We start from the raw sequence: 24426 nt of genomic DNA, 5'->3' as shown, positions 1-24426 counted from the left end.
CGTCACCCGGCTTCAAGCTGAGTGGCTGTTTGTTTAGTTGCATTTACCGTGCCAATTCCAAAAATAACAATAACAAATTGATTTTTAATGGAAATAATTAGAAGGCACTTACAAGAAAATCCACTAAATGGCTGAAATAAACCACCAGATTGGTTTTTTAAAACCAGCTTACTCCTTGAACAATCGCGTTGTATATCAGCCACAAGCGACAGCGGCAGCAGTAAAGTGCAAAAGGATTCCCTGTGCTCTTTAGCCACCATAGACAATATGGTGATGTTTATAGACAATGTTTGTATGACACAACCATATAAGATCCCCGTCTCTGCCCTGATTTTGATCCATACGCCTGATCTGCAGGTTTTGCTACTGGAGCGTGCCGACAAAGCCGGATTCTGGCAGTCGGTGACTGGCAGTATAGAGACTGGGGAGACACCTCGTGACGCCGCCATTCGTGAAGTGAAAGAAGAGACCGGACTTGACGCGCTTGCCTACGATTTCCAGGACTGGAAAGCCAGCAATGTTTATGAAATTTACCCGCACTGGCGCTACCGTTATGCGCCAGGGATCACCGAAAACACCGAGCACCTGTTTGGTTTGTGCCTGCCAACAACGCTCCCCGTCACGCTGGCGCCAGACGAGCATACACATTACGAGTGGGTAGACTGGCGTGTGGCTGCAAAAAAAGTATTTAGCTGGACCAATGTGGATGCCTTGAAAAAACTAGGTGAGCACCACCATCTAACACTATGATCAACATGCATTTATCGTCTTGGATTGATTGGGATAAATCCTAATCAGCTGTAAAATATCATTTTTATGAAAGCCGGGCTGGGCCCGATGTCTGGAAAGCATGCAAACTGCCACTATCCAATTTGAGAAATTCCAAACCGCGCAAGACGACGATTGTCAGGCACGCATTCTGGCGGCCCGCAAAAAACTGGGTAACCGCCTGGTGATTTTGGGCCATCATTATCAACACGAAAGCGTTTACCGCCATGCGGATTATTCTGGTGATTCGCTGAAATTGTCTAAATATTGCGACAGCCTGGATGCCGAGTACATCGTATTCCTCGGTGTACATTTCATGGCCGAAGTGGCAGACATTCTGAGCCGTCCTGAGCAGATTGTCATTCTGCCTGACCTCGCAGCTGGTTGCTCCATGGCAGATATGGCCAACCTGGCCAAGGTAGAACGCAGTTATCGCGAATTGAATAAAGTCCTCAATTTTGATGAGACCATCACGCCAGTCACTTATATCAACTCGGCTGCCGACTTGAAAGCATTCTGCGGCGAGCATGGCGGCATTGTCTGCACCAGTACCAATGCGCCAAAAATTCTGGAATGGGGCTTTAGCCAGCGCGAAAAAATCCTATTCTTCCCCGATCAGCACCTGGGTCGCTGGAGTGGCCACAAAATGGGTATCCCGCTGGAACAAATGCCGGTGTGGGATCCAGACCTGCCCATGGGTGGCCTGACAGAGCAACAAATCAAGGATGCCAAAATCCTGCTATGGAAAGGTCATTGTTCCGTTCACCAAATGTTCCGCAAACAAAATATCGACCAGTTCCGCGCGCAACACCCGGATGGCAAAGTGATTTCCCACCCGGAAACGGCATTTGAAGTTTGCATTAACTCTGATTATGTCGGCTCTACCGAATATATCCTGCGTACCGTCAGTGAAGCCGAACCTGGTACCAAATGGCTGGTGGGGACTGAGCTAAACCTGGTCACTCGCCTGGCAGAAGAAATGAAACCACAAAACAAACTGGTGCAGTTTATGAGTCATGTTGTTTGTGAATGTTCGACCATGGCACGTATTGACCCACAACACCTGGCCTGGTGCCTTGAAAACCTGGCTGAAGGCAATGTGGTCAACCAGATCAAAGTCCCTGAACACGAAGCCAAACTGGCCAAACTGACTTTGGATAGAATGCTGGCAGTCTCATAATGAGCGACTGTCCACTGTGCCAACCCTCACCGCACGACCTGCTATGGCAAGATGATTTTTGCCGTGTGGTGTTATTGCACGATGCAGATTACCCAGCCTATTGCCGCGTCGAACTGCTGGCACACGTGAAAGAAATGACTGACCTGCCGCCCGCTGATCGCGCACGCACCATGAAAGTCGTGTTTGCGGTGGAAACTGCAATGCGCGAAGTGATTCAGCCAGACAAAATCAACCTGGCAAGCTTGGGCAATAAAACCCCTCATATGCATTGGCATATAATACCTAGATTCGAGAGTGACAAGCACTTCCCTAATAGCCATTGGGGAGAGCCTATGCGGGATTCCGGGGTGCAGCCATTGAGTCAGGCAGTGAGGGATAAACTGCAGAAGATTGTGATTGAGTGTGTGGAATGTGCGCTTGAGAGTTAAGCTCTAGTTTTTCATTAGCAGCTCTCCTTTTCGCCTCTAGGCGACCGTTCTTTCTTATGCTTGTCCATAAGAAAGAAGGCAAAGAATAAGACACCCTAGCTTCCGCTTTTATCCTGCGTTGCTCATCAGCGTGGGCGTCCATTGAAACTCGCCCTGACAAGCCACACACTTCGTGGCTTGTTGCGGAACTCAAACAGCCAATGGCCAAATACTCCCACGCTGACTGCGCTACTCGGCGCGGCAGATAGGGGCCCGTTCAAACCCACCACGATGAAACGTTCGCTGGACATGTTAAATTCAGGGCGCTAAATCACTTTTCAATTAAAAGCAGAAACTACAAATCATTTTCTTTTTTCACGGTAATCGTGCGTGATGCAATGCAAAGAATTCCACTTAGGTGAAAGCGTGTGCTTTTCATGGGCCCCTATCTGACGCGCCAAGTAGCGCAGACAAAACAAGAGTAAAGGGAGCGACTGTTCGAGTCCCGCAGCAGCTCACGCACTTTGTGAGCTGCCAGGTCGAGTTTCGTGACCGCTTGGCCTAAGTCTGGCAAAGCAACGGACGAAAGTCCTAGGTCGAGCAACGCAGGATAAAAGCGGAAGCTAGGGTGCACTTTCTTTTGGTTACTTTATCTTTGGGCAAGCAAAGAAAAGTAACTCGCCAAGGGGCGAAAAGAAACTGACCTCAATCCCGTCACCAAAACAAAAAACTAAAGAATTACCTTCTTATACATCCAATAAAAAACGAGGTGCACCTCTCAGCACGCCTCATTTTAATCAACTGCATTTTATAGAGATTACACGTGCTTCCGCGCCAATCTCCCCACACCCCGCAACCACCCCAACAAATCATCCACATAGGTATACAACACCGGAATCACAACCAGGCTCAACACCGTAGAGGTAATCAATCCACCTATCACCGTGATCGCCATTGGTGAGCGGAAGCTGGGGTCTGCACTCCAGCCCAGCGCAATCGGCATCATCCCGGCTGCCATGGCAATGGTGGTCATGATAATTGGGCGTGCGCGTTTGTGGCAGCCATCAATAATGGCATCGAACCGACTGAGCTTGCGTTCTTTGCGCGCCATGATGGTGTATTCCACCAGTAGAATGGAGTTTTTGGTCACCACCCCCATCAGCATCAACAACCCAATCACGCTTGGCATGGAGAAGCTGTTATGGGTCACCAGCAGCGCAAAGAAAGCGCCACCCAATGACAGCGGTAAGGCTCCTAGAATCGTGACGGGCTGCAAAAAGTCACCAAATAGCAACACTAGCACCACATAGATACACATCACGCCGATAATCATGGCGCCACCAAAACTGGCAAATAACTCGTTCATACGCTTGGCATCGCCAGCTTCAAGCTGTTTCACGCTAGGCGGGAGGTTTTGCATGGCAGGCAGTTGCTGCACCTCACGCATGACTTCGCCAATCTGACGTTTGTTGAGCTCAATATCAAAGGTGACATTGCGCATCCGGTCCATGCGATCAATCTGCTGCAGGCCGCTACCCATGCGGACTGTCGCGACGGTTTCCAGGCTAACACTCCCATTGCGTGACGGAACACGTAACTGGGCGATTTCTTGCAAACTGGTACGCACACTAGGTCCCAAACGCACGCGGATCGGCACTTGCCGCTGCGGCAGATTCAGCTTGGGCATGGTATTGGAGAAATCTCCTGAAGTTGCCACGCGAATCACCTGTGCGATGGACTCCACAGTCACGCCCAACTCAGCTGCCTTGTCTATATCCGGGATAATCTGTACCTCTGGCCGTTGCAAACTGGCGCTGGAGGTAATATTGCCCACACCATTCAAGGTCCTTAATTGCTGTTGCAATTGCTGGCTAGCACTGGTTAACGCATTCGCATCATCGCTGGCGAGCGTGATTTGCAATTTCTCACCTGACTCGCCGATACCGACCGTAACCCTTGCCCCAGGCAGGTTTTTCAACCGCTCGCGCAAGTCGGCCTCAATTTCAGACTGTTTTTGCTTGCGCTCACTGCGGTCGGTCAGGCTGATCACCAGACTGCCCTTGCGCACATCGGTGGTGTTTTGTGAAGCATTCGGCCCACCACCACCGGTACTGGCCGTGCCAGCCGCTGTAAACACAGCCTTGACTTCGGGATGTTGCTTGACGAGTTGTTCTGCCATCTGCACCACTTGCCGTGTTTGTGCCAGGGGCGTACCCGGTTGCAACTCGATATTGACCTTAGTCTGACTACTGTCGGAAGACGGGACGAAACCTTTGGGCAACAAAGGCATCAGGCTTAATGAACCGATAATAAACAGGATAAAGCCTGCCACCACCGTTTTGCGGTGCTTTAAGCACCAGCTGACCCAGCCCAAATACCAGCGCATAGACGCGGAGTCGGTTTCCTCTTCGACAGGATGCGCCTTGAGCAGATAGGCGGACATCATGGGTGTTAACAAACGCGCCACCACTAACGAGCCCAAGATCGCAATAGCGGCGGTGATGCCAAACTGCTTGAAAAACTTGCCCGGAATCCCGCCCATAAACGCCGTTGGCAGAAAAATCGCCACCAGCGTAAATGTCGTCGCAATCACGGCAAAACCAATCTCGTCTGCCGCCTCCATGGCTGCCTGGTAAGGCGTTTTGCCCATGCGCAAATGACGCACGATATTTTCAATCTCCACAATCGCATCATCGACCAGGATACCCACGACCAGCGCCATGGCCAACAGAGTCAGCACATTGAGCGAAAAGCCAAAATACTGCATAAATGCAAAAGTAGGAATCATGGACAACGGTAAAGCCACCGCCGCAATAATGGTGGCGCGCCAATCACGCAAGAACCACCACACCACCAGAATCGCCAGTAATGCGCCTTCATACAGCAAGTGCATGGAGCCTTCGTAGTTATCTTCTACCGGCTTGACCATGTTAAACGCCTCCACAATTTTGACTTGTGGATGCAATTGCTCAAATTTTTCCAGCGCCGCACGTACATCTTTGGCGACGGTCACCTCGCTAGTGCCTTTGCTACGCGTAATTTCAAAACGAATGACGGGCTTGCCATCATAACTGGCATAAGTAGTACGCTCAGCATAGGTATCCAGCACTTCTGCCACTTGCGACAGCTTGATATGACGGCCATCGCCGAGTGGGATATCGAGGTCGCGTACCTCATCGGCACTATGCAAGGCACCCAAGGTGCGCACCGACTGGATATTGGCACCAATATCGCCGCGGCCACCAGATGCATCCTGTTGCACGCGTTTGAGCTGCGCAGAGACATCGCTCACATTGACACCGAGCCCTGCCATCAGCGTGGGGTCGAGGTTCACTTGCACCTCGCGGTCTACGCCGCCAGTACGCGTGATCTTGCCCACGCCGTTGACGGCCAGCATCGCTTTGCTGACTTCATTATCGACAAACCATGACAACTCGCCTTCATCCATATTTTCTGCGGAAACGACATACGTCAGGATGGCATTGCCGGAAGTGGTCACTTTTGAAACGGTGGGGGTCGTCACGGCTGCAGGTAGCTCGGAACGGGCACTATCCACGGCGTTGCGTACGAGGTTGAGGGCTTCTTCACTTTTGGTATCAATGGTGAACTGCACGCTGATGCTGACGCTGCCATCCGTGATGGTGGTGGTCATATGCTCAATGCCACCAATAGTCGCAATCTTGTCTTCAATCTTGCGTGCGACTTCGGTTTCGAGTTGCGGCGGTGCCGCGCCTTCCAGCGTCGCACTCACAGTGATGACCGGTAACTCGATATCAGGGAAATTCTGTTTGCCTAATTGGTTAAGCGATTTCAGGCCAAGAAAAGTCAGCACCACAAACAATAAGATGGCCGGAACCGGATTACGGATGGACCAGGCGGAAAAATTCATACTTAAGCCCCACGCTTCGTCTGGGTGACAACTTTGACGATGTCGCCATCATTTAAAAAAGCACCACCGCTCAGCACAAACTGCGCCTGCGTATTGAGACTACCCAGCAGCTCAATCTGCTCGCCATGCGAACGGCCGGTTTGCACCTTGCGCTGGATGACTTTGCTTAAGCCTTGCGCATCGGCGGGCGCCAGTTCAAACACATAAGCAAAGCCATCGCGATAAGTCACCGCACTCAGAGGTACCGCCACGCCTTGCTGCTGGCCAATATCGACCTCTCCCTGTACATACATGCCAGGTTTCGCACTGTCTTTGGGAATATCCACATAGACCAGTGCATTGCGCGTGTTGTTATCCACCGTTGGCGAAATCAGGCGCACTTTGCCATTCACGGTGTGGCCCCCAGACAGTGTCAGTCTTACCAATTGGCCTGCGTGCAGAGCAGTCTGTTGGTCAGCATTCACTTCCCCACGCCACTCTATACGGCCCTGGCGCACTAAACGGAACAACTCGGCACCTGAAGAGACCACGTTGCCCAAGTTGGCAGAACGTGACGAAATCACGCCATCATCCGGCGCGACGACTTTAGTCTGGCGCAAGCGGATTTTCTGGTTTTCCAACTCAGCTTCAGACAATGCCAGATTCGCTCTGGCAGTCTGCTCGGCGATCACATACTCGTTAATTTTTTGAGCGGATAATGCGCCACTGTCCTTGATTTCACGTGCTCTATCGGCATTGCTTTTTGCTTCAGCCAACGCCGCTTTATCCCTATCTACAGTTGCCAGCTGTTTTTGCAAGTCAGCTTTCACTGTTTCGTCAGCCAACATCACCAGTGGCTCACCCTTACTGACTTGTGTCCCCACATCCGCCATGATCTGCTGTATGCGAAGACCAGAAATTTCTGCACTGACCAGGGCTTCCTGCCATGGATAAATGCTGCCATTCAGGACCAGGGTCATCGGCCATTGCACAATCGCAGGCTGGGTCGCCTCTACACTCAGTGCAGCCTTGAGTGTCTGGGCTGACTGACGGGCTTGATTCTTGGCAGATTTCCCCTTCAATTCATCCTGGTGCAAGGGGTGTTGCCAAAACCAGGCACTCACGCCCACCAATAACGCTGCAATGATTAAAAATTTGGTTTTTGTTGTCAGTTTCTTTGCCATCATGCTTACCTTTTTTCCATGGGTTTCAATGGAGGTTTGACTGTTTGCCGGGTTTCAAGCCAGTCCCCACCAAACGCCTTATACAGGGCAATCCACTGTAATACGCGATTCTTTTGTTGGGTAATCACATTGAGTTCGGCGTTGATTTTCTGGCGGCGTGCATCTTCCAGTGACAGTAAATCCAGGCCGCCTGACTTCCAGTTCATTTCTGCCACTTTGAAATACTGGCGATACTGAGCGGCACTCTCACTTTCAGACTGTACACGCCGTGTCGCACTATTCAAATTAACCAGTGCTTGCTCGACCTCTTTCACAGCGTTACGCACATTCTGCTTGTAAGTTGCCAGTAAATTATCAAAGGTTGCCCGGTCTGCCTCTATCGCGGCCCTATTGGCGCCGCCATCAAACAAAGGCAATTTGAGGCTGGGACCATATGACCAGGTTTGGCCGCGGATGACGGTACCGTTAATCGTGGTTTGCCTGTAACCAATGGACCCGGTGAGACTCAGACTTGGGTACAAAGCAGCTTTACTGACTCCAATATTGGCACTCGCTTCGGCCAGGTTACGCTCATCCCTGACAAGATCCGGCCTGCGTGTCAACAATTCGGCAGGTAAAGCCTGAACATCAAACAGCGCAGGTTGCGGTAGTCCTTTCCCTTGGGCAAGCACACTCTGTAATTTCGCTTCTGGGAGGTTAGTTAATGCCACCAGCGCCTTGACCAGACCATCGCATTCAGCCTGCTGTCCATCGAGTGTTGACTCACTGGCGCGCATCGCAGCTTCAGCCAACGATAGATCTGCTGGTGAGGTAAAGCCTGCCTTACTGGAAATGCCGGTCAAGCGAGCCGTCTCGCGTCGGGAATCAAGTGCCTGCTGCAAGGCATCAACGTTTTCCCGGCATGCACGGTAGTTGACATAATTATTGGCAACCTCTGCTGCCAGTGTGATGCGGGCATCATGCCAGGCCATCTCCCTGGACTCCAGCTGGGCGATGGCCGCCTGCTTGCCAGCTTTTATTTTGCCAAACAAATCCAGTTCCCAGCTTGCATCCAGTGTGCCCGAAGTGATCTTGACCGTACTGGCACCTAATGCAGCATTCGCCCCTTTGCTTTCGGTAAAGGAACCATTTGCAGTCAGTGAAGGGATTCCTTGTGAGAATGCCGTACCAAGATTGGCACGTGCTGAGCTGATGTTAGCCAGCGCCAGTTCAAGCGAGGGGTTTTCCTTCTGTGCTTGTGCCAGCAACTCATTCAGCACTGGATCATTAAATTGCCCCCACCAATCCTTGAGTGAAAGCAGCTTACCTTCATGCGGCGGTGGGGCTTGCCATTGGGTCGGTGTCTCCGGTTTTGGACGGATATACTCCTCCAACACCGTACAGCCGGCCAATGGCACGATCAAGCACAGCCAATACCATCGGGCATGCTTACCCATGATTCTGCTCCATTCCGGTAATTCCTTTAAGAAATAGTGTCACAACAAATTTGATATGTGCCTCGGCATCCCAATCCTCTGGCAAGGCGCCGAACAAGGCTTTATTACGTGGCCCGGCGATCAGCAATTCGCAATAGGACTCTGCTGCTTGCATAAAATTCACTGTCGGCAGTATGCCTTTAGCCTCATAAAAAGCCAGCACTTCAGCCAGCATTTGAAAGATGCGTTCAGGGCCGGCTTGCTTCATGGCTAATGCCAGTTCGGGCACATGGTAAAACTCGGATATACCGATACGGTAAAAAGACACCATGCGCGGTTCTAGCACACGGTTGAGAATGAAACGGCCAATCAGTGTAAGCACTTCGTTCAGACTGTATTTATGCAAATTATCCACTTGCACCATCGCGGACATGTCCTGCTCCACCATCTGCGTCACTGCGGCGATCAGTAAATCATATTTATTGTTGTAACGTTCATATATCGTTCGCGTAGAGACCCCGCAATGGGCAGCGATACGGGCAACACTGGTTTGTGTAACGCCTTCTGTCATAAATAGTTCTAACACGCGGGTTAATAACTGGTTATGCCGCTTTTGCGCCGTGCCCGCTCTCGGGCGGCCGACACGTGTTTTAGATTTGCTGACAGCTTTGAACTGTGGATCAATCATATGCTTTTAAAATAAAAATAAAATGTTTCATTTTCATTTTAAAAGGGTTTTAAAAAAAACAGCAAGTGTTTTCTTGTATTCTATTTGTTACAAACGCCTAGGGTGCGCAGTAGCTTTGCTATACTCGAAGCACTTTTATTGACGCAGACACTTCAGCAAACATGGCCCTCAAGTCCACCATTTATAAAATCGACGTCAATATTGCCGACATGGATAGGCATTATTACCAGCAACATCAATTGACACTGGCAAAACATCCTTCAGAAACTGATGAGCGAATGATGGTACGCTTGCTGGCTTTTGTGCTGTATGCCGATGAAGCATTGCTGTTTGGTAAAGGCTTGAGTGAAGACGATGAGCCGGATCTGTGGCAGAAAGATTTAACGGGTGCGATTGAACGCTGGATTGGTGTAGGTTTGCCTGACGAACGCGAGATCCGCAAAGCGTGTGGACGGGCAGCGCACGTGGTACAAGTCCTCTACGGTGGCCGAACGGCAGAGATGTGGTGGACCCAGAACCAGAAAGCCATACTCAAGCTGGATAACGTCACCGTGATTAACCTGCCAGAAACAGAACAACTGGCTGCCGCAGCCACACGTGGACTGACCATCAGTTTCACCATTCAAGACCGGCAAATGCTGGCGAGCTATGATGGTGGGAGCTTTGAAATTCAGCCGCAATGGTTAAAAGAAGCCAGAGAATAACCATCCAACTCGCCTCACAACAAGCCAGCATGACTGGCTTAGGGAAAAAGCTTGTGTTCTGCTGGCCAAACGCCACTATACATCGCTTCCGGGTGATGCTGCATGAGCCGACGGCGTACTTCACCCAATCTGCGCAATGGCACCGAGACAATCATTAAAATACTGCCTTGCTCAAGTTGGGATTGATATGATTTGAGGCGATAACTAGGGGCGGCAGTCGCGACTGCTGCAGCCCAGGCGGTACAAGAAAGCGCACCCAGCACCATGCAATAAGGGATCACCATTAACGTCACTTCGCCAAACCACCAGGGCACCAGATAGGCCAGCAAACCACCCAGCAAACCAAACACCGCACCAAACACAAAGCCTGCCAATGCGCTATACACGACATCCGATTTTTCTACTGCATTCGCCTTGGGAAGATTGCCTAACAGCTGCTCGTTTTTAGCATGGAAGTGAATATGGCCTTCTTCCACCCTTTCCAGCAATAGTTCGTTCATCATTGCCCGTGCGCTTCTAATATTGGGTAAAACAAAATAGAGCCTGCGTCTCATCATGTTCTCCTATCAATATTGCCAGTATTAGCCTTTCAAAATTGGATAGAAGCCCGTCATAAAGATTCATTTTTTAACAAGTGTTTGGATCGCCAAACTACCGGTTTAGTGATCATCAAGCCTTCCCACCCAGACACTGCGCAGTTTGGATAATTTGTAACCCAGCCCAGCACCTTCATTTGAAAGTGCATCCAGAAACAGCGAAAGGCGCCGGGACTTGATGACCGTGTAAAAAGTGAGCAGACTCACTGGCACAAACACGATGGCAAAATACGCCAGTTTTTCAGGCAGGCTGGATTGCGTGAGGTCAATCAAGTTCATGCCCAGCAGGCCGCTGGTCATGGTCCCAATCAGGCCGAGGATGGTGACCACCGTCAGTCGAACGACGGTATCGGCCTGGCGCTTGATTTCTTCGCCCTCAAGATATTCCGCCATATCCATAATACGGCGGCGTGTTTTTTCAAACAGGCTGACGGAGTCCAGCTGTTTGAGCATCAAGGAAAACAGGTCTTTAGCCACGGCCTGGTCTGAGACGTTTTCAAACCAGTAGCGGTGCGTAAAGCGCAAAAACACGGCTGTGGCGTTACGGATACGGCTGCGGAAAGCTTTCACAGAATCTTCACTCTGGATATTCAATCGGCTGATGGCCTGCACCATGCGGTCAGACAACATGAGCAACGCCGCTTTCTGGAAATGCGCAATCAAAAATAGCAAAAAGTACTGGTTCTGGTAATGGCGTTTGATGCCAGTGCGCTCATTGGTAAACACGCGGTGCTGATGGCTGCCGACCACGACAAAATTTTGCCCGGTGCACATGATACGTGTTGTGCTCCACGGATCCTGGCGGGCATCATCCCAGTAGCGGTCATAGCAATTATTTTTTTCGAATGCCTGCAAAAATTGTTCGGTAAACGGCAGCGTTTCAGAATGCCAGGGTTGGCACACCAGCCCAAGACGGATGAGGTCACCACGGCTTAGCTGGCTCACATCATCAAACGACAGGTAGGCCATCAGCGGCATGCGCTGGTATTCAATTTCACGATAACGCAATGCACCTTCCTGATCAGAATAGTGAGGCACCAAGGGATGCATGAGCGCCAGCCAATGCAAGGACACGCAGGGCACATGATTCTCTTTGACAAACGCCAGGTAGCGCGCCTTGTCTTCATAATCAGAGCGGGCAATCACCTGTCCCTGTTGGTCCAGCCACTCAACCAGTTGCGCACAATGGCCGGCTTCGCCGGTATCGTCCCAATAGTTAGGATAAGTACGCCCCAACCGGTACATGATCTCCATGGCGGACTTTAATGGCAGGTCTTTGCCAGTCACCTCAAACGCCAGCATGGCGACGTCAATATCAAAAAAGAAATACAACTCCACATGGGAGACGCGCAATACTAAGGGCTGTTGATCGCCATGCAAGGTAATACGTACCTGGTTAATGTCGCTACGCGTGAAAATATGAATGGGAGATTCACCATATCCGCCTGCTTCGCGGCCATGCTTGCCCTCGCCATACAAAAAGCGCTGGGCAAACGGCAGAAAAGTGACGAACTCCTGGTACCTGGTTTCACTGAGGTGCGGCGAGGCCTGCAAAAACTCGTCTTGTATTTCTACCCAAGGTGAGTTGGGCGTGTCTTTGAGCACTTGCCATGGATAATTCACAGCATTCAGACTACTGTGATCCGTCATCAACTGGATAGGCCACAGCAGCGTTTGCCGGAAGTCTCGTACGATACTGCTTTGCAGGTTGTCCGCCATAATGGATGCCTTAAGCCGCGATATAGACTGTGCACTATACCGTGGCATGCCAGCTGAGAATCGGTGAAAAAACAGCTGGTTTGCAGATCAAATAACCACTTTGCAAGCAACAAAAAAAACCGGCAGTACGCCGGTTTTTATGAAAAGCGCAAAAATTACACCTTCTGGTAAACCTCACTGCCCTTCTTCACGAACTCAATCGCTTTCTCCTGCATGCCTTTTTCCAGGGCTTCCTGCTCGCTCACGCCTTGTGTGGCGGCGTAGTCACGTACATCTTGCGTGATTTTCATTGAGCAGAAGTGAGGACCGCACATAGAGCAGAAATGGGCTTGTTTCGCGCCTTCCTGCGGCAAGGTTTCATCATGGAATTCCTTGGCTTTTTCAGGATCGAGGCCGAGGTTAAACTGGTCTTCCCAGCGGAACTCGAAACGGGCCTTGGATAAAGCATTATCACGGATTTGTGCGCCAGGATGGCCTTTGGCCAGGTCAGCCGCATGCGCTGCAATTTTGTAGGTGATGATACCCACGCGTACATCTTCCTTGTCCGGCAAGCCCAGGTGCTCTTTTGGTGTGACATAGCACAGCATGGCACAGCCATACCAGCCTATCATGGCGGCGCCGATGCCGGAAGTAATGTGGTCATAACCTGGGGCGATGTCCGTCGTGAGTGGCCCTAATGTGTAGAAAGGGGCTTCACCACAATGCTCCAGTTGCAAGTCCATGTTTTCCTTGATCAGGTGCATGGGCACGTGGCCCGGGCCTTCGATCATGCACTGTACATCGTGCTTCCAAGCGATTTGAGTCAATTCACCCAGCGTTTTCAACTCCGCAAATTGTGCTTCGTCATTGGCATCGTAAATAGAACCGGGACGCAGGCCATCACCCAGTGAGAAGCTCACATCGTACTGCTTCATGATCTCGCAAATCTCTTCGAAATGCGTGTACAGGAAAGATTCTTTATGGTGGGCCAGACACCATTTCGCCATGATGGAGCCACCACGCGACACGATACCGGTCATCCGTTTAGCGGTCATCGGGATATAAGCCAGGCGCACACCAGCGTGAATAGTGAAGTAGTCCACGCCCTGCTCTGCCTGTTCAATCAGCGTATCACGGAAAATTTCCCACGTCAGGTCTTCGGCCTTGCCGTTCACTTTTTCCAGCGCCTGGTAAATAGGCACGGTTCCAATCGGCACCGGTGAGTTGCGAATAATCCATTCACGCGTTTCGTGGATATTTTTACCGGTAGATAAATCCATCACGGTGTCACCACCCCAGCGTGTGCCCCACACCATTTTTTCCACTTCTTCAGAGATGGAAGAACCGAGCGCTGAGTTGCCGATGTTGGCATTGATCTTGACCAGGAAGTTACGGCCAATAATCATGGGCTCAATTTCCGGGTGGTTGATGTTGGCAGGAATAATCGCACGGCCACGCGCCACTTCATCACGCACAAACTCGGGCGTAATCACTTTTGGGATACTGGCACCGTAGTTCTGGCCGGGATGCTGGGTCTGCAATAGCTCGCTCATGTTTTCACGGCGCTGGTTTTCGCGGATGGCAATAAACTCCATCTCAGGCGTGATGATGCCCTGACGCGCATAGTGCATCTGGCTGACATTTTTACCTGGCTTGGCACGCAATGGTTTACGGTGCAGGTTGAAACGCATTTGCGCCAGCTCAGGGTCTACCAGGCGCTGCTGGCCGAATTCCGAGGTTGGGCCATCCAGTTGTTCGGTGTCGTTACGCTCGGCAATCCATTTCGCACGCAAAGCTGGCAAACCGTTACGGATATCGATCTCAACATTTGGGTCGGTGTAAGGGCCCGAAGTGTCATAGACCACCACTGGTGGATTGGTATCGCCACCAAAACTGGAAGGGGTGTCACTCAGAGAGATTTCACGAAACGGCACCTGGATATCAGGCCGTGAACCTTCAACGTAAATTTTGCGCGACTTGGCAAACGGTTTGGTGGCAGCTTCGTCAACTTTGGCATCAGCATTGACGAACTTGATATTTTTATCAATAGCGTTCATTGGCATCCTTAAAAGAAAAGACGTAAGGATGCATGTGGAGGTTTGCATTCCCTACGGTGGTATCAACCACATCAGGTTCGAAGGGTAACTCTCACTGCAAAACGTTCAGAAAATGAAGGCTTTACAGACCCCTAGCAACGAACGGATTGTGCGGGAAAACGCCTCATAACGCAAGCAGAAACGACCTCCTCTTGACAAGTAGACAGATCTGTCTACAATCACGCCACCCGACGATAAAAACTACCGGGATTATTTCAATCAGGAACTCAGGAGAGATCATATGGAAGTGTTATTAATCGGTGCAGTTGCGTGCGCCACCGCCTTAATTTTATCAGCATGGTTGATGACGTTTGCCCGCTGGTTCCCCATCAAAGGGATTGATGGCGACTTTCTGGTGGATTACAAAACCATGATACGTGCCCACGTCGATTATGCCTTGATGGCGTTGTTTAACCTGGGCTTTTTTGGCGCTGCTAAAGCGGCAGGCATCGAGTTACATTATTTTGCCTGTGTCTGTGTTGCCATTGGCGGCTTTACCAACCCGACCATTTTTACCATTGCTGCCTTTGATACCGACTTTTGGAGCAAAACCAGGTGGAGAGTCTTTTCTGCATTGAGTTTTGTCATTACAACCGTGGGCTTCCTGACAATTTGCTATCAACTGCTTTGCCATGCATTGTGTCATTAAATAGCGGTCAATCAGTTGCCATTAAAAAACCCCGCAATTGCGGGGTTTTTTAATGAGGAGAGTCGTATCACTCAAAAGTTAGCCAAGCATTTTCTTAAGCGTCTCATTGACCTGGGCAGGGTTGGCTTTACCCTTGCTGGCTTTCATGCACTGACCTACCAAGGCATTAAACGCTTTTTCCTTACCGGATTTGTATTCATCAACCATGGCCTGGTTGGCCGCCAGTACTTCATTGATAATCGCTTCAATGGCGCCAGTATCTGACACTTGCTTGAGGCCTTTAGCTTCAATAATGGCGTCGACTTCGCCCTCGCCTGCCCATAAGCCTTCAAACACCTGCTTGGCGGCATTATTAGAAATGGTGTTATCGGCAATGCGTTTGAGCAAGGCTGCTAATTGCACAGCAGTCACTGGACTGTCAACGATGGTTCTTTCTTCAGCGTTGAGTTTTGCCGATAACGCACCCATCACCCAATTGGCGGCTTGTTTAGGTTCGGCACCTGCATTGACTACTGATACAAAATAATCGGCTAGGCTGCGTGAGGATGTCAGCGTGCTGGCATCATAACTGGAGAGTTGGTACTCACTAATCAGACGCGTCTGCAAAGCTTGTGGCAATTCCGGCATCTCAGCCTTTACTCGCGCCTTGTCCGCTTCTGTCACTTCTAGGGGTAGTAAATCCGGATCCGGGAAGTAGCGGTAATCGTTGGCCTCTTCCTTGGTCCGCATGGCGCGCGTTTCACCAGTATCCGGATTAAACAGCACCGTTGCCTGCTGGATGGTGCCACCATCTTCGAGCGTTTCAATCTGCCACTGGGTTTCGTACTCAATGGCCTGCTGCATGAACTTGAACGAGTTGAGGTTTTTGATCTCACGGCGCGTACCAAACTTCTCTGTGCCTTTCGGACGCACGGAGACGTTCACATCGCAGCGGAAAGAACCTTCCTGCATATTGCCATCGCAAATGCCTATCCATTGCACCAGTTCGTGCAGTTTTTTGGCGTAAGCCACCGCTTCGGCCGCGCTACGCATGTCGGGTTCGGTCACAATTTCCAGCAGTGGCGTACCAGCACGGTTCAAATCAATGCCGGACATGCCCTCAACGGCACCATGCACCGATTTACCAGCATCTTCTTCGAGATGGGCACGGGTAATATTGATGACTTTTTCGTAGGCTTGGGTATTTTTACCTGCGGGCACTTGAATGGTGATCTGGCCTTTACCCACGACCGGCAGCTCAAACTGGCTGATCTGGTAACCTTTAGGTAGGTCAGGGTAAAAATAATTCTTGCGTGAGAACACGCTACGCGGTGCCATCTCGGCATCAATCGCCAGGCCAAATTTGATGGCGCATTCAACGGCTTTCTTATTCAGCACAGGCAATACGCCTGGTAATGCAATGCTCACTTCGCAAGCCTGGGTGTTCGGCTCGGCACCATAAGTGGTTGAGGCCCCGCTGAATTGCTTGGACTTGGTTTGTAACTGTACGTGGGTTTCCAACCCAATCACGACTTCCCACTGCATGTTAGATGTTCTCCAAACCGGCTGGCATGCGTGTATGCCAGTCTGTCACTTGTTGATAGGCATGTCCGACATTGAGCATGCGTGCCTCATCAAAATAATTACCAATAATCTGCAAACCGACTGGCAATGCCTTGCCTTCGCTGCTGGTCGCAAACCCTGCCGGGATACTCATGCCTGGCAAACCAGCCAGGTTGACGGCAATGGTGTATAAATCTTCCAGATACATCGCAACCGGGTCACTCGTCTTTTCGCCAGCCTTAAAAGCGGTGGAAGGTGCAGCCGGCCCCATGATCACATCACAGTGTTTAAAGGCCTCGACAAAGTCTTGCGCGATCAGGCGACGGATTTTTTGTGCCTTGAGGTAGTAGGCGTCGTAATACCCCGCGCTCAGCACATAAGTGCCGATCAGGATACGGCGCTTGACCTCGGCACCAAACCCTTCGGCACGTGATTTCATATACATTTCAAGCAGGTCATTGTACTCGGCCGCACGGTGACCATAACGCACGCCATCGTAACGTGACAGGTTGCTTGAAGCCTCAGCGGGTGCCAGCACGTAATACACCGGGATCGACAGGTTATTGTTGGGCAAGCTCACCTCAACAATTTCGGCGCCCAGTTTTTTGTATTCGGCAATCGCGGTTTCAATGACTTTAGCGACGTCGGCATTCAGGCCTTCGGCAAAATACTCTTTAGGCAGACCAATACGCAAGCCTTTGAGTGGCTGATCGCCGGTCATGCTGGTCAGGCCGCGGGTGTAATCTTCTTTTTCGCGGTTGACACTGGTGGAGTCGCGTTCATCAAAACCGGCCATCACATTCAGCATCAGCGCACAGTCTTCAGCGGATTTGGCCATCGGGCCTGCCTGGTCTAAAGAAGACGCAAAGGCAATCATGCCGTAACGGGAGACCAGGCCGTATGTGGGCTTGAGGCCGGTAAAGCCACAGAGTGACGCGGGTTGGCGAATCGAACCGCCAGTATCGGTCCCGGTAGCTGCGGCACACAATCGGGCTGCCACGGCAGCAGCCGAACCGCCCGAACTACCGCCAGGCACGCGGTCAAAATCCCACGGGTTTTTCACGCCACCGAAATAGCTGGTTTCGTTGGAAGAGCCCATGGCGAACTCATCCATATTGGTCTTGCCCAGATTCACCGCACCCGCCGCATCAAACTGGCTGATGACATGCGCGTCATACGGAGAAATAAAGGTTTCCAGCATTTTCGAGCTGCAGGTGGTTCGCCAGCCTTTGGCACAGAAAATATCTTTTTGTGCCAAAGGAATACCAGTCAAGGGCCCAAAATCACCAGCAGCGATGCGTGCATCAGCGGCTTTGGCCTGCGCCAGGGTTTTGTCTTCGTCTATGGTAACGTAGGCATTGATGGTGGGGTTGAGCTGTGCCATGCGCTGCAAATAGGCTTGCGTGAGCTCGACACTGGAAACTTGTTTGCTGGCCAACTGCTGGCCCAACTGTTTAAGACTACTGTTGATCATAACTGTATCTATTAGGTTAGTGGCGTGAACTTCGCTTGGAACACACGCTGTTATTCAATGACTTTAGGCACCAGGTACAGGCCATCCTGTGTGGCCGGGGCAATCGACTGAAACAGTTCTCGCTGATTGGTGGCAGTGACCACGTCTTCACGCAGACGTTGCGTCACATCTTGCGAATGCGACATCGGCTCGATACCGGTAGTATCAACTGCCTGCATTTGCTCGATCAAACCGAGGATACCGGAAAGTTTGTTCAGGGTTTCTTGCGCCTCATTGTCGCTGACCTCAATACGAGCGAGGTGAGCGATGCGCTTGATATCATCAAGATTCAGTGCCATGTCGGGTTAATTGTCTGTAAGATTTTGAAAGCACATCTTAATTTCATGTGCGTTTTGCGCTATTATACCTTGATTTTATGCCGCACCCAGCGGGCAGCGCCAAATCAGTATATTCACAGGATAAAACATGTTCGGTTCACTCAACAGCTACTTCTCCAATGACCTTGCCATTGACTTAGGCACCGCCAACACCCTGATTTATGTGCGCGGGAAAGGCGTCGTGCTGGATGAACCTTCGGTGGTGGCGATCCGTACCGAAGGCGGCCCCAATGGCAAAAAAGTATTGCTGGCCGTCGGTTCTGACGCTAAAAGCATGCTAGGCCGCGCACCGGCCAATATCCAGGCCATCCGCCCGATGAAAGACGGTGTGATTGCCGACTTCACCATCACCGAGCAAATGCTCAAGTTTTTTATCCGCAAAGTCCACGAGTCCCGCTGGTTCTCCCCTAGCCCACGCATCATTATCTGCGTGCCCGTCGGCTCCACCCAGGTTGAACGTCGAGCCATTAAAGAATCCGCCGAGCGCGCGGGTGCCAAACAGGTATTCCTGATTGAAGAGCCGATGGCTGCCGCGATTGGTGCGGACATGCCCGTGGCGGAAGCGACGGGTTCCATGGTGGTAGATATTGGCGGCGGCACGACAGAAGTGGGTGTGATTTCACTGGGTGGTATTGTGTACGCCAAGTCAGAACGCGTCGGTGGTGACAAGTTTGACCAGGCGATTATTGATTACATCCGCCGTAACTATGGCATGCAGATTTCTGAACCGACAGCCGAAGCGATCAAGAAACGGATCGGCTCTGCCTTCCCTGGTTCAGAAGTGCTCGAAATGGAAGTCACCGGCCGCAACCTGGCGGAAGGTTTGCCACGTAAATTCACTATCTCCAGCAACGAAATCCTGGAAGCGTTGACAGAGCCATTAAACTCCATCGTTGGCGCCGTGAAATCTGCCCTGGAACAAACCCCGCCAGAACTGGGTGCCGATATTGCAGAAAAAGGCATGGTGTTGACCGGTGGTGGCGCCTTGCTGCGTGACCTGGATCGACTGCTGGTTGAAGAAACCGGCCTGCCCGTCATTGTGGCTGAAGACCCGCTGACCTGTGTGGCACGTGGTTGTGGGCGTGCCCTTGAAGAAATGGACAAGCTGGGCAACGTTTTTGCTAGCGAATAATCCGGGGCAACGTTGGCGCATCCCCGATCATGCTAAAAGGCATACACCAACAGCTTGACCCGCAGGAATCCCCGGCTTTTTTTATCCAGGGACCCAAGCCTTTTCCACGCCTGATGTTTTTTTGCGCGCTGTCACTGGTCATGATGGCCGTCGATGCGCGGTTTGATTACCTCGGCCAGGTCAGGCAGTGGTTCAGTACCGCATTACACCCGCTTGAGGTGGTTGCCAGCGCCCCCAATGAGTGGGCCCGCAACATCAACACCTACTTCAGCTCGCACAACCAGCTAATCCAGGATAATTTCAAACTCAAACAACAGGCGCTGATAGACCACGCCGCCTTGCAACGCCTGGCAACGGTCGATGCCGAGAACGCACACTTGCGCACCCTGCTGGACGGAGATGCACCCATCATTCCACAAGCCACACTGGGTGAAGTGATGCATATGGGGCGCGACCCTTTCAGCAACATAATCACTCTCAACCGGGGTAGTCGTCACCAGATTACGCCGGGCCAGGCGGTGGTTGATGAGCAAGGCGTGGTTGGCCAGATCACCCGTGTTTATCCATTTACCAGCGAAGTCACACTGATCACCGACAAAAAATTATCCATTCCTATCCAGATCGAACGCAACCAGTTGCGGGCGATTGCCTTTGGCGAAGGCAAGCGTAATACACTGGATATTCCTTACCTGCCTACCAGTGTGGATATCAAGGTGGGTGACAAACTGGTGACTTCGGGCATTGATGGCGTCTATCCTGCTGGTCTGGCGGTGGCTGTGGTCACCCAGATCAAGCAGAGCCAGGACTCCCCCTTTGCCAAAATCATCAGCCGCCCAATTGCTGGTGTAAACAATCATAAACACGTATTGATTCTCAAGGTGCCAGACTCACCGGTGATTAACCAAACCAACGAAAACAGGCCTTTCTTGCCACGCAATAACGCCCAGCACCTTGATCAATCCGTGGTCGATGTATTACAAAAAAATAATGCTGCGGTGGATCCACATCCGGTTACCGAAACGCCAGTACTTGATACAGGCGTGCCTGAAGCGAACTCCAACAGCCAAGGGCCAACACCCGAGACCACCCTCGCGCCAGTCGCGCCGGAGCATCCATGAAACCGGTCAAATTCAGCACTATCGTGTTTACCATGCTGGTGGGGCTGGTCTTCCAGCTATACCCTTGGTCTAATTCCGGCATCATTATCCGGCCAGACTTTTTGCTGGTCATCATGATTTACTGGCTATTACAGGCACCTTATCACTGCAATATTGGCTGGGTATGGTTTGCCGGCTTGCTGGTGGATCTCTCCACGGGCAGCTTGCTAGGCCAGCATGCACTCACCTTTGCCGTCACCGCTTTTCTGGGCCTGATTTACCAGCGCAGGCTGGTGTTGTTCAACCGCTGGCAACTTTATTTATACGTCATTTTCCTGTTTGGCGTGCAGCGTGCACTGATTCTGTTGCTCAAATTGTTTGCAGGCGGGGAAATACCAGACTGGACTTATGGCCTGCCCGTCATTTCCGACCTGATACTGTGGCAATTCATGATCATCTGGTTTGGCGAACTGACACGCCCAAAGAAGTTATAAGCACATGGGGTATAGCACCGAACTCAAAAACCATCAAAACGAACAGCACAAGTTCCGGGTTCGTCTGGTTTTCCTGATACTGCTGGTTCTTACTGCTTTTTCTGCATTGCTGGGGCGCTTTTACTTCCTGCAAGTCTACCGCTACGATTACTACCAGACGCTGGCGGAAAATAACCGGATTTCGATTGTACCGATTACGCCAAACCGCGGCCTCATCTCAGACCGGAACGGTATTATTCTGGCGCACAATTTTTTTGTCTATACGCTGGAAATCACGCCTTCAAAAACAGATGACCTGCAGGATACGATTGCTGAACTGGGCGAGCTGGTTGAAATCTCTGCCACTGATTTAAAACGCTTCAAAAAACTCCGCGCACAAAGCCACACTTTTGAAAGCATCCCCATCCGTACCCATCTCAATGAATACGAAGCGGCCAAGTTCGCTGTCAATCGCTTCCGCTTTCCAGGCGTTGAGCTCAAATCGCGTTTATTCAGGCATTATCCGTACGGCACATTGGGCACCCATGGCATTGGTTATATCAGCCGCATTAATGAAAACGACCTCAAACAGCTCAAAGAAAATAACCAGCTATCCAATTACAAAGGCACCGAACACATCGGAAAAGCGGGGGTAGAACAGGCCTACGAAGCAGAGTTGCATGGCATCACCGGTTTCCAACAGGTGGAGATTGATGCCGATGGCCGCGCCGTACGTGTGCTTTCAAGTGCCTCGCCGACTTCCGGCAACAATATTGTGCTCTCCATGGATGCCAAGTTGCAGGAAATCGTTGAGCATGAATTTGCCGGACGCCGTGGCGCACTGGTAGCCATTCAACCGAAAACTGGTGAAGTATTGGCCATGGTCAGCATGCCTTCATTCGATGCCAATCTGTTTGTGGATGGCATTGACTACGACAACTGGAACAACCTGAATAACTCACCTGACAAACCACTGATTAACCGCTCACTCAAGGGCATCTATCCGCCTGGCTCTACCTTCAAGCCGTTTGTCGCGTTGGCCGGACTGGAATCAGGTAAACGTCAGCCGCCTTTCACTATCAGTGACCCCGGTTATTTCATGCTGCCTAATAGCCGCCACCGTTACCGCGATTGGAAGCCTTCCGGCCATGGTGCCGTCGATATGCGCAAAGCCATCACCGTCTCTTGTGATACGTTTTTTTACGGCCTGGCGGTTGAGCTGGGCATCGAGCGTCTGACGGACTTTGTACGCCACTTCGGTTTTGGCGAAAAAACCAATATCGACATTCAGGGCGAGTTATCCGGCTTGCTGCCTACCCCCACCTGGAAGCAAAAACGCTTCAAGCAACCCTGGTATATGGGCGAAACCGTGATTGTCGGTATCGGCCAGGGATATACCCTGGTCACGCCCATGCAATTGGCTTATGCGACGGCAACGCTGGCCAATAACGGCAAGGCTATCCGCCCGCATCTGGTCAACGCTATAGTCGATGCCAAAACCAATCAGGTAAAAATGCTTCCACACACGACTGCAGACCAGCTTACCCTGAACGCGGAGAATCTGGAAATCGTCAAGCTGGGCATGATGGACGTTACACGGCCCGGCGGGACAGCAGCAGCTGTAGGAGCCAATGCAGGTTATGACATTGCGGCCAAAACCGGGACGGCACAGGTAGTGGGCATCAAACAGAACGAGAAATATAACGAAAAACTGATTGCAGAACGTCACCGCGACCATGCCTGGTTTATCGCTTACGCCCCGGCCGAAGACCCCAAAATTGCTATCGCAGTGATTGTGGAAAACGGTAGCCATGGCGGTTCGACCGCTGGTCCAATTGCACGCAAAGCCATGGATTACTACCTGCTGGGCAAAGTACCTGTTGACCCTGCCGTTGACCCCAGCACAGCACCAGCGGCGGACAGCACCGTGATTAATGCGCCTGAAGTAGAGGAGGAACCTCATGATTAGACAATGGATAGGCCATTTTATCCGGCATATCGATTCCATCCTGCTGGCAACTGTGTTGATGGTGTTAGTGGTCGCACTGATGGTGCTGTATAGCGCATCAGGACAATCCTTGCTCAAGGTGAATGCGCAGCTGATTAATATTGTGGTCATGATGGTGGTGATGCTGCTGGTAGCCAATACTCAGCCACAGCACATAGAACGCATCGCCTTGCCAGCCTACCTGTTTGGGCTGACCCTGCTGATTGCTGTCGCACTGATTGGCGATATTAGTCATGGCGCACGCCGTTGGCTGAACCTGGGCATCACGAAAATACAACCTTCGGAACTCATGAAACTGGCTGTGCCTATCATGCTTGCATGGTATTTCTCCAAACGCGAGAGCATGTTACGCACCGCAGATTATGTGGTGGCAGGTGTGATTTTGTTGGTGCCGGTATTGCTGATTGCCAAACAGCCAGACCTGGGCACAGCCACCCTGGTGTTTGCGTCCGGCTTTTATGTTATTTTCCTGGCGGGACTGAGCTGGAAATTTATTTTTGGCAGCGCGATTGCCTTTGGTGCTGCCCTCCCTATCCTGTGGTCCATGCTGCATGATTACCAGCGCCGCCGCGTTGAAATCCTCATAGATCCCAGCCAGGATCCACTGGGGGCCGGTTACCATATTATTCAGGCCACGATTGCAATTGGTTCTGGCGGCATGACCGGTAAAGGCTGGCTCAATGGTACCCAATCGCAGCTAGACTTCGTCCCCGAGCGGACGACTGACTTTATTTTTGCCGTGTTTGCCGAAGAGTTTGGGCTGGTGGGTTGCAGCTTGCTACTGTTGCTGTTTACCATCATTATTGGCCGCGCCTTTATTATCGCGTCACAAGCCAAGAGTACTTTTGCCCGATTGCTGGCAGGCAGTATCGCCGCTACTTTTTTCACCTACTGTTTTGTGAATATGGGCATGGTGAGTGGCATCCTGCCCGTGGTCGGCATTCCCTTACCTCTGGTCAGCTATGGCGGTACCTCATTGCTGACATTGGGATTGAGCATGGGCTTGCTGATGAGTGTGCAGTCCCACAAGCGGCTGGTCGCCACGGATTAGCCATCTACGAACACACTCC

Annotated in this window: 21 protein-coding genes and 1 riboswitch; of the genes, 10 read left to right on the top strand and 11 right to left on the bottom strand. The window is 51.4% G+C overall.

Translation table 11 applies throughout. The features are described 5' to 3' along the window. Positions 1-2: 2 nt before the first annotated feature. The gene (locus ACJ67_RS14765; protein WP_156171614.1) at positions 3-203 is read right to left on the bottom strand and encodes a hypothetical protein; all 201 of its coding nucleotides are present in this window, start codon (positions 201-203) and stop codon (positions 3-5) included. 91 nt (positions 204-294) lie between these two features. Here ACJ67_RS14765 and nudB point away from each other — a divergent pair, with 91 nt between their 5' ends. The 3 genes from nudB to ACJ67_RS00645 all read left to right on the top strand — a co-directional run bounded on the left by nudB (position 295) and on the right by ACJ67_RS00645 (position 2376). Continuing rightward, positions 295-750, top strand: coding sequence for a dihydroneopterin triphosphate diphosphatase (gene nudB / locus ACJ67_RS00655; protein ID WP_049639688.1), 456 nt, complete (start codon positions 295-297; stop codon positions 748-750). Positions 751-850: 100 nt separating this feature from the next. After that, entirely contained in the window at positions 851-1948 is a 1098-nt protein-coding gene (gene nadA, locus ACJ67_RS00650; RefSeq protein WP_049637469.1) for a quinolinate synthase NadA, read from the top strand. Continuing rightward, positions 1948-2376, top strand: coding sequence for an HIT family protein (locus tag ACJ67_RS00645; protein WP_049637468.1), 429 nt, complete (start codon positions 1948-1950; stop codon positions 2374-2376). Before nadA ends, ACJ67_RS00645 begins: the two co-directional genes overlap by 1 nt. A 796-nt stretch (positions 2377-3172) precedes the next feature. Here the strand turns inward: ACJ67_RS00645 and ACJ67_RS00640 are convergent. Genes ACJ67_RS00640 through ACJ67_RS00625 form a run of 4 tightly spaced genes read right to left on the bottom strand, consistent with a single transcriptional unit; the run spans position 3173 to position 9510 of the window. Beyond that, entirely contained in the window at positions 3173-6244 is a 3072-nt protein-coding gene (locus ACJ67_RS00640; RefSeq protein WP_049637467.1) for an efflux RND transporter permease subunit, read from the bottom strand. A 2-nt stretch (positions 6245-6246) separates the two neighbouring features. Then, a complete protein-coding gene (locus tag ACJ67_RS00635) occupies positions 6247-7410 on the bottom strand; it encodes an efflux RND transporter periplasmic adaptor subunit (protein ID WP_231587208.1) in 1164 nt (387 codons plus the stop codon). A gap of 2 nt (positions 7411-7412) precedes the next feature. Continuing rightward, complete coding sequence (locus tag ACJ67_RS00630; RefSeq protein ID WP_049637466.1) at positions 7413-8843, bottom strand: efflux transporter outer membrane subunit; 1431 nt, start codon at positions 8841-8843, stop codon at positions 7413-7415. Continuing rightward, positions 8836-9510 (bottom strand): TetR/AcrR family transcriptional regulator, encoded by a 675-nt coding sequence (locus ACJ67_RS00625; RefSeq protein WP_049637465.1) that lies wholly within the window; start codon positions 9508-9510, stop codon positions 8836-8838. Before ACJ67_RS00625 ends, ACJ67_RS00630 begins: the two co-directional genes overlap by 8 nt. 161 nt (positions 9511-9671) lie before the next feature. On the opposite strand from ACJ67_RS00625, the gene ACJ67_RS00620 reads away from it, so the two are divergent. Next, positions 9672-10214: a YaeQ family protein gene (locus ACJ67_RS00620; RefSeq protein ID WP_049637464.1), complete on the top strand. Its 543-nt coding sequence runs from the start codon at positions 9672-9674 to the stop codon at positions 10212-10214. Positions 10215-10252: 38 nt separating this feature from the next. Here ACJ67_RS00620 and ACJ67_RS00615 read toward each other — a convergent pair whose 3' ends face one another. The 3 genes from ACJ67_RS00615 to thiC form a co-directional block, all read right to left on the bottom strand. Further along, entirely contained in the window at positions 10253-10717 is a 465-nt protein-coding gene (locus tag ACJ67_RS00615) for a hypothetical protein (RefSeq protein WP_231587207.1), read from the bottom strand. 156 nt (positions 10718-10873) lie between these two features. Further along, positions 10874-12529, bottom strand: coding sequence for a hypothetical protein (locus tag ACJ67_RS00610; protein ID WP_049637462.1), 1656 nt, complete (start codon positions 12527-12529; stop codon positions 10874-10876). Between the two features lie 155 nt (positions 12530-12684). Then, positions 12685-14565: a phosphomethylpyrimidine synthase ThiC gene (gene thiC, locus ACJ67_RS00605; protein ID WP_049637461.1), complete on the bottom strand. Its 1881-nt coding sequence runs from the start codon at positions 14563-14565 to the stop codon at positions 12685-12687. 30 nt (positions 14566-14595) lie between these two features. Continuing rightward, a riboswitch (TPP riboswitch) is annotated at positions 14596-14708 on the bottom strand. A 137-nt stretch (positions 14709-14845) separates the two neighbouring features. Here thiC and ACJ67_RS00600 point away from each other — a divergent pair. Further along, positions 14846-15253, top strand: a complete 408-nt coding sequence (locus ACJ67_RS00600; protein ID WP_049637460.1) for a hypothetical protein — start codon at positions 14846-14848, stop codon at positions 15251-15253. 78 nt (positions 15254-15331) lie between these two features. Here the strand turns inward: ACJ67_RS00600 and gatB are convergent, their stop codons facing one another. The 3 genes from gatB to gatC are packed head-to-tail and all read right to left on the bottom strand — an operon-like array spanning position 15332 to position 18607. Next, positions 15332-16777, bottom strand: a complete 1446-nt coding sequence (gatB, locus tag ACJ67_RS00595; protein ID WP_049637459.1) for an Asp-tRNA(Asn)/Glu-tRNA(Gln) amidotransferase subunit GatB — start codon at positions 16775-16777, stop codon at positions 15332-15334. Between the two features lies 1 nt (position 16778). Further along, on the bottom strand, positions 16779-18269 hold the full coding sequence (gene gatA, locus ACJ67_RS00590; protein ID WP_049637458.1) for an Asp-tRNA(Asn)/Glu-tRNA(Gln) amidotransferase subunit GatA: 1491 nt from the start codon (positions 18267-18269) through the stop codon (positions 16779-16781). Between the two features lie 50 nt (positions 18270-18319). Beyond that, on the bottom strand, positions 18320-18607 hold the full coding sequence (gene gatC / locus ACJ67_RS00585; protein ID WP_018985381.1) for an Asp-tRNA(Asn)/Glu-tRNA(Gln) amidotransferase subunit GatC: 288 nt from the start codon (positions 18605-18607) through the stop codon (positions 18320-18322). 127 nt (positions 18608-18734) lie between these two features. Between gatC and ACJ67_RS00580 the strand changes: the two genes are divergently transcribed. The 5 genes from ACJ67_RS00580 to rodA are packed head-to-tail and all read left to right on the top strand — an operon-like array spanning position 18735 to position 24407. After that, positions 18735-19778 carry a rod shape-determining protein gene (locus ACJ67_RS00580; RefSeq protein ID WP_018985380.1) on the top strand — a complete coding sequence of 348 codons (1044 nt, stop codon included), beginning with the start codon at positions 18735-18737 and terminating at the stop codon, positions 19776-19778. Positions 19779-19807: 29 nt separating this feature from the next. Beyond that, positions 19808-20896 carry a rod shape-determining protein MreC gene (gene mreC / locus ACJ67_RS00575; protein WP_049637457.1) on the top strand — a complete coding sequence of 363 codons (1089 nt, stop codon included), beginning with the start codon at positions 19808-19810 and terminating at the stop codon, positions 20894-20896. Further along, positions 20893-21369: a rod shape-determining protein MreD gene (mreD, locus tag ACJ67_RS00570; RefSeq protein ID WP_049637456.1), complete on the top strand. Its 477-nt coding sequence runs from the start codon at positions 20893-20895 to the stop codon at positions 21367-21369. The genes mreC and mreD overlap by 4 nt, the downstream gene beginning before the upstream one ends. 4 nt (positions 21370-21373) lie before the next feature. Further along, a complete protein-coding gene (mrdA, locus tag ACJ67_RS00565) occupies positions 21374-23317 on the top strand; it encodes a penicillin-binding protein 2 (RefSeq protein ID WP_049637455.1) in 1944 nt (647 codons plus the stop codon). After that, complete coding sequence (gene rodA, locus ACJ67_RS00560) at positions 23310-24407, top strand: rod shape-determining protein RodA (protein WP_049637454.1); 1098 nt, start codon at positions 23310-23312, stop codon at positions 24405-24407. The genes mrdA and rodA overlap by 8 nt, the downstream gene beginning before the upstream one ends. Positions 24408-24426 lie beyond the last annotated feature (19 nt).

The organism is Methylophilus sp. TWE2, from assembly GCF_001183865.1.
GTDB lineage: Bacteria > Pseudomonadota > Gammaproteobacteria > Burkholderiales > Methylophilaceae > Methylophilus.
The sequence above is the reverse complement of the archived record's forward strand: the minus strand, read 5'-3'. Positions and strand labels throughout refer to the sequence as shown.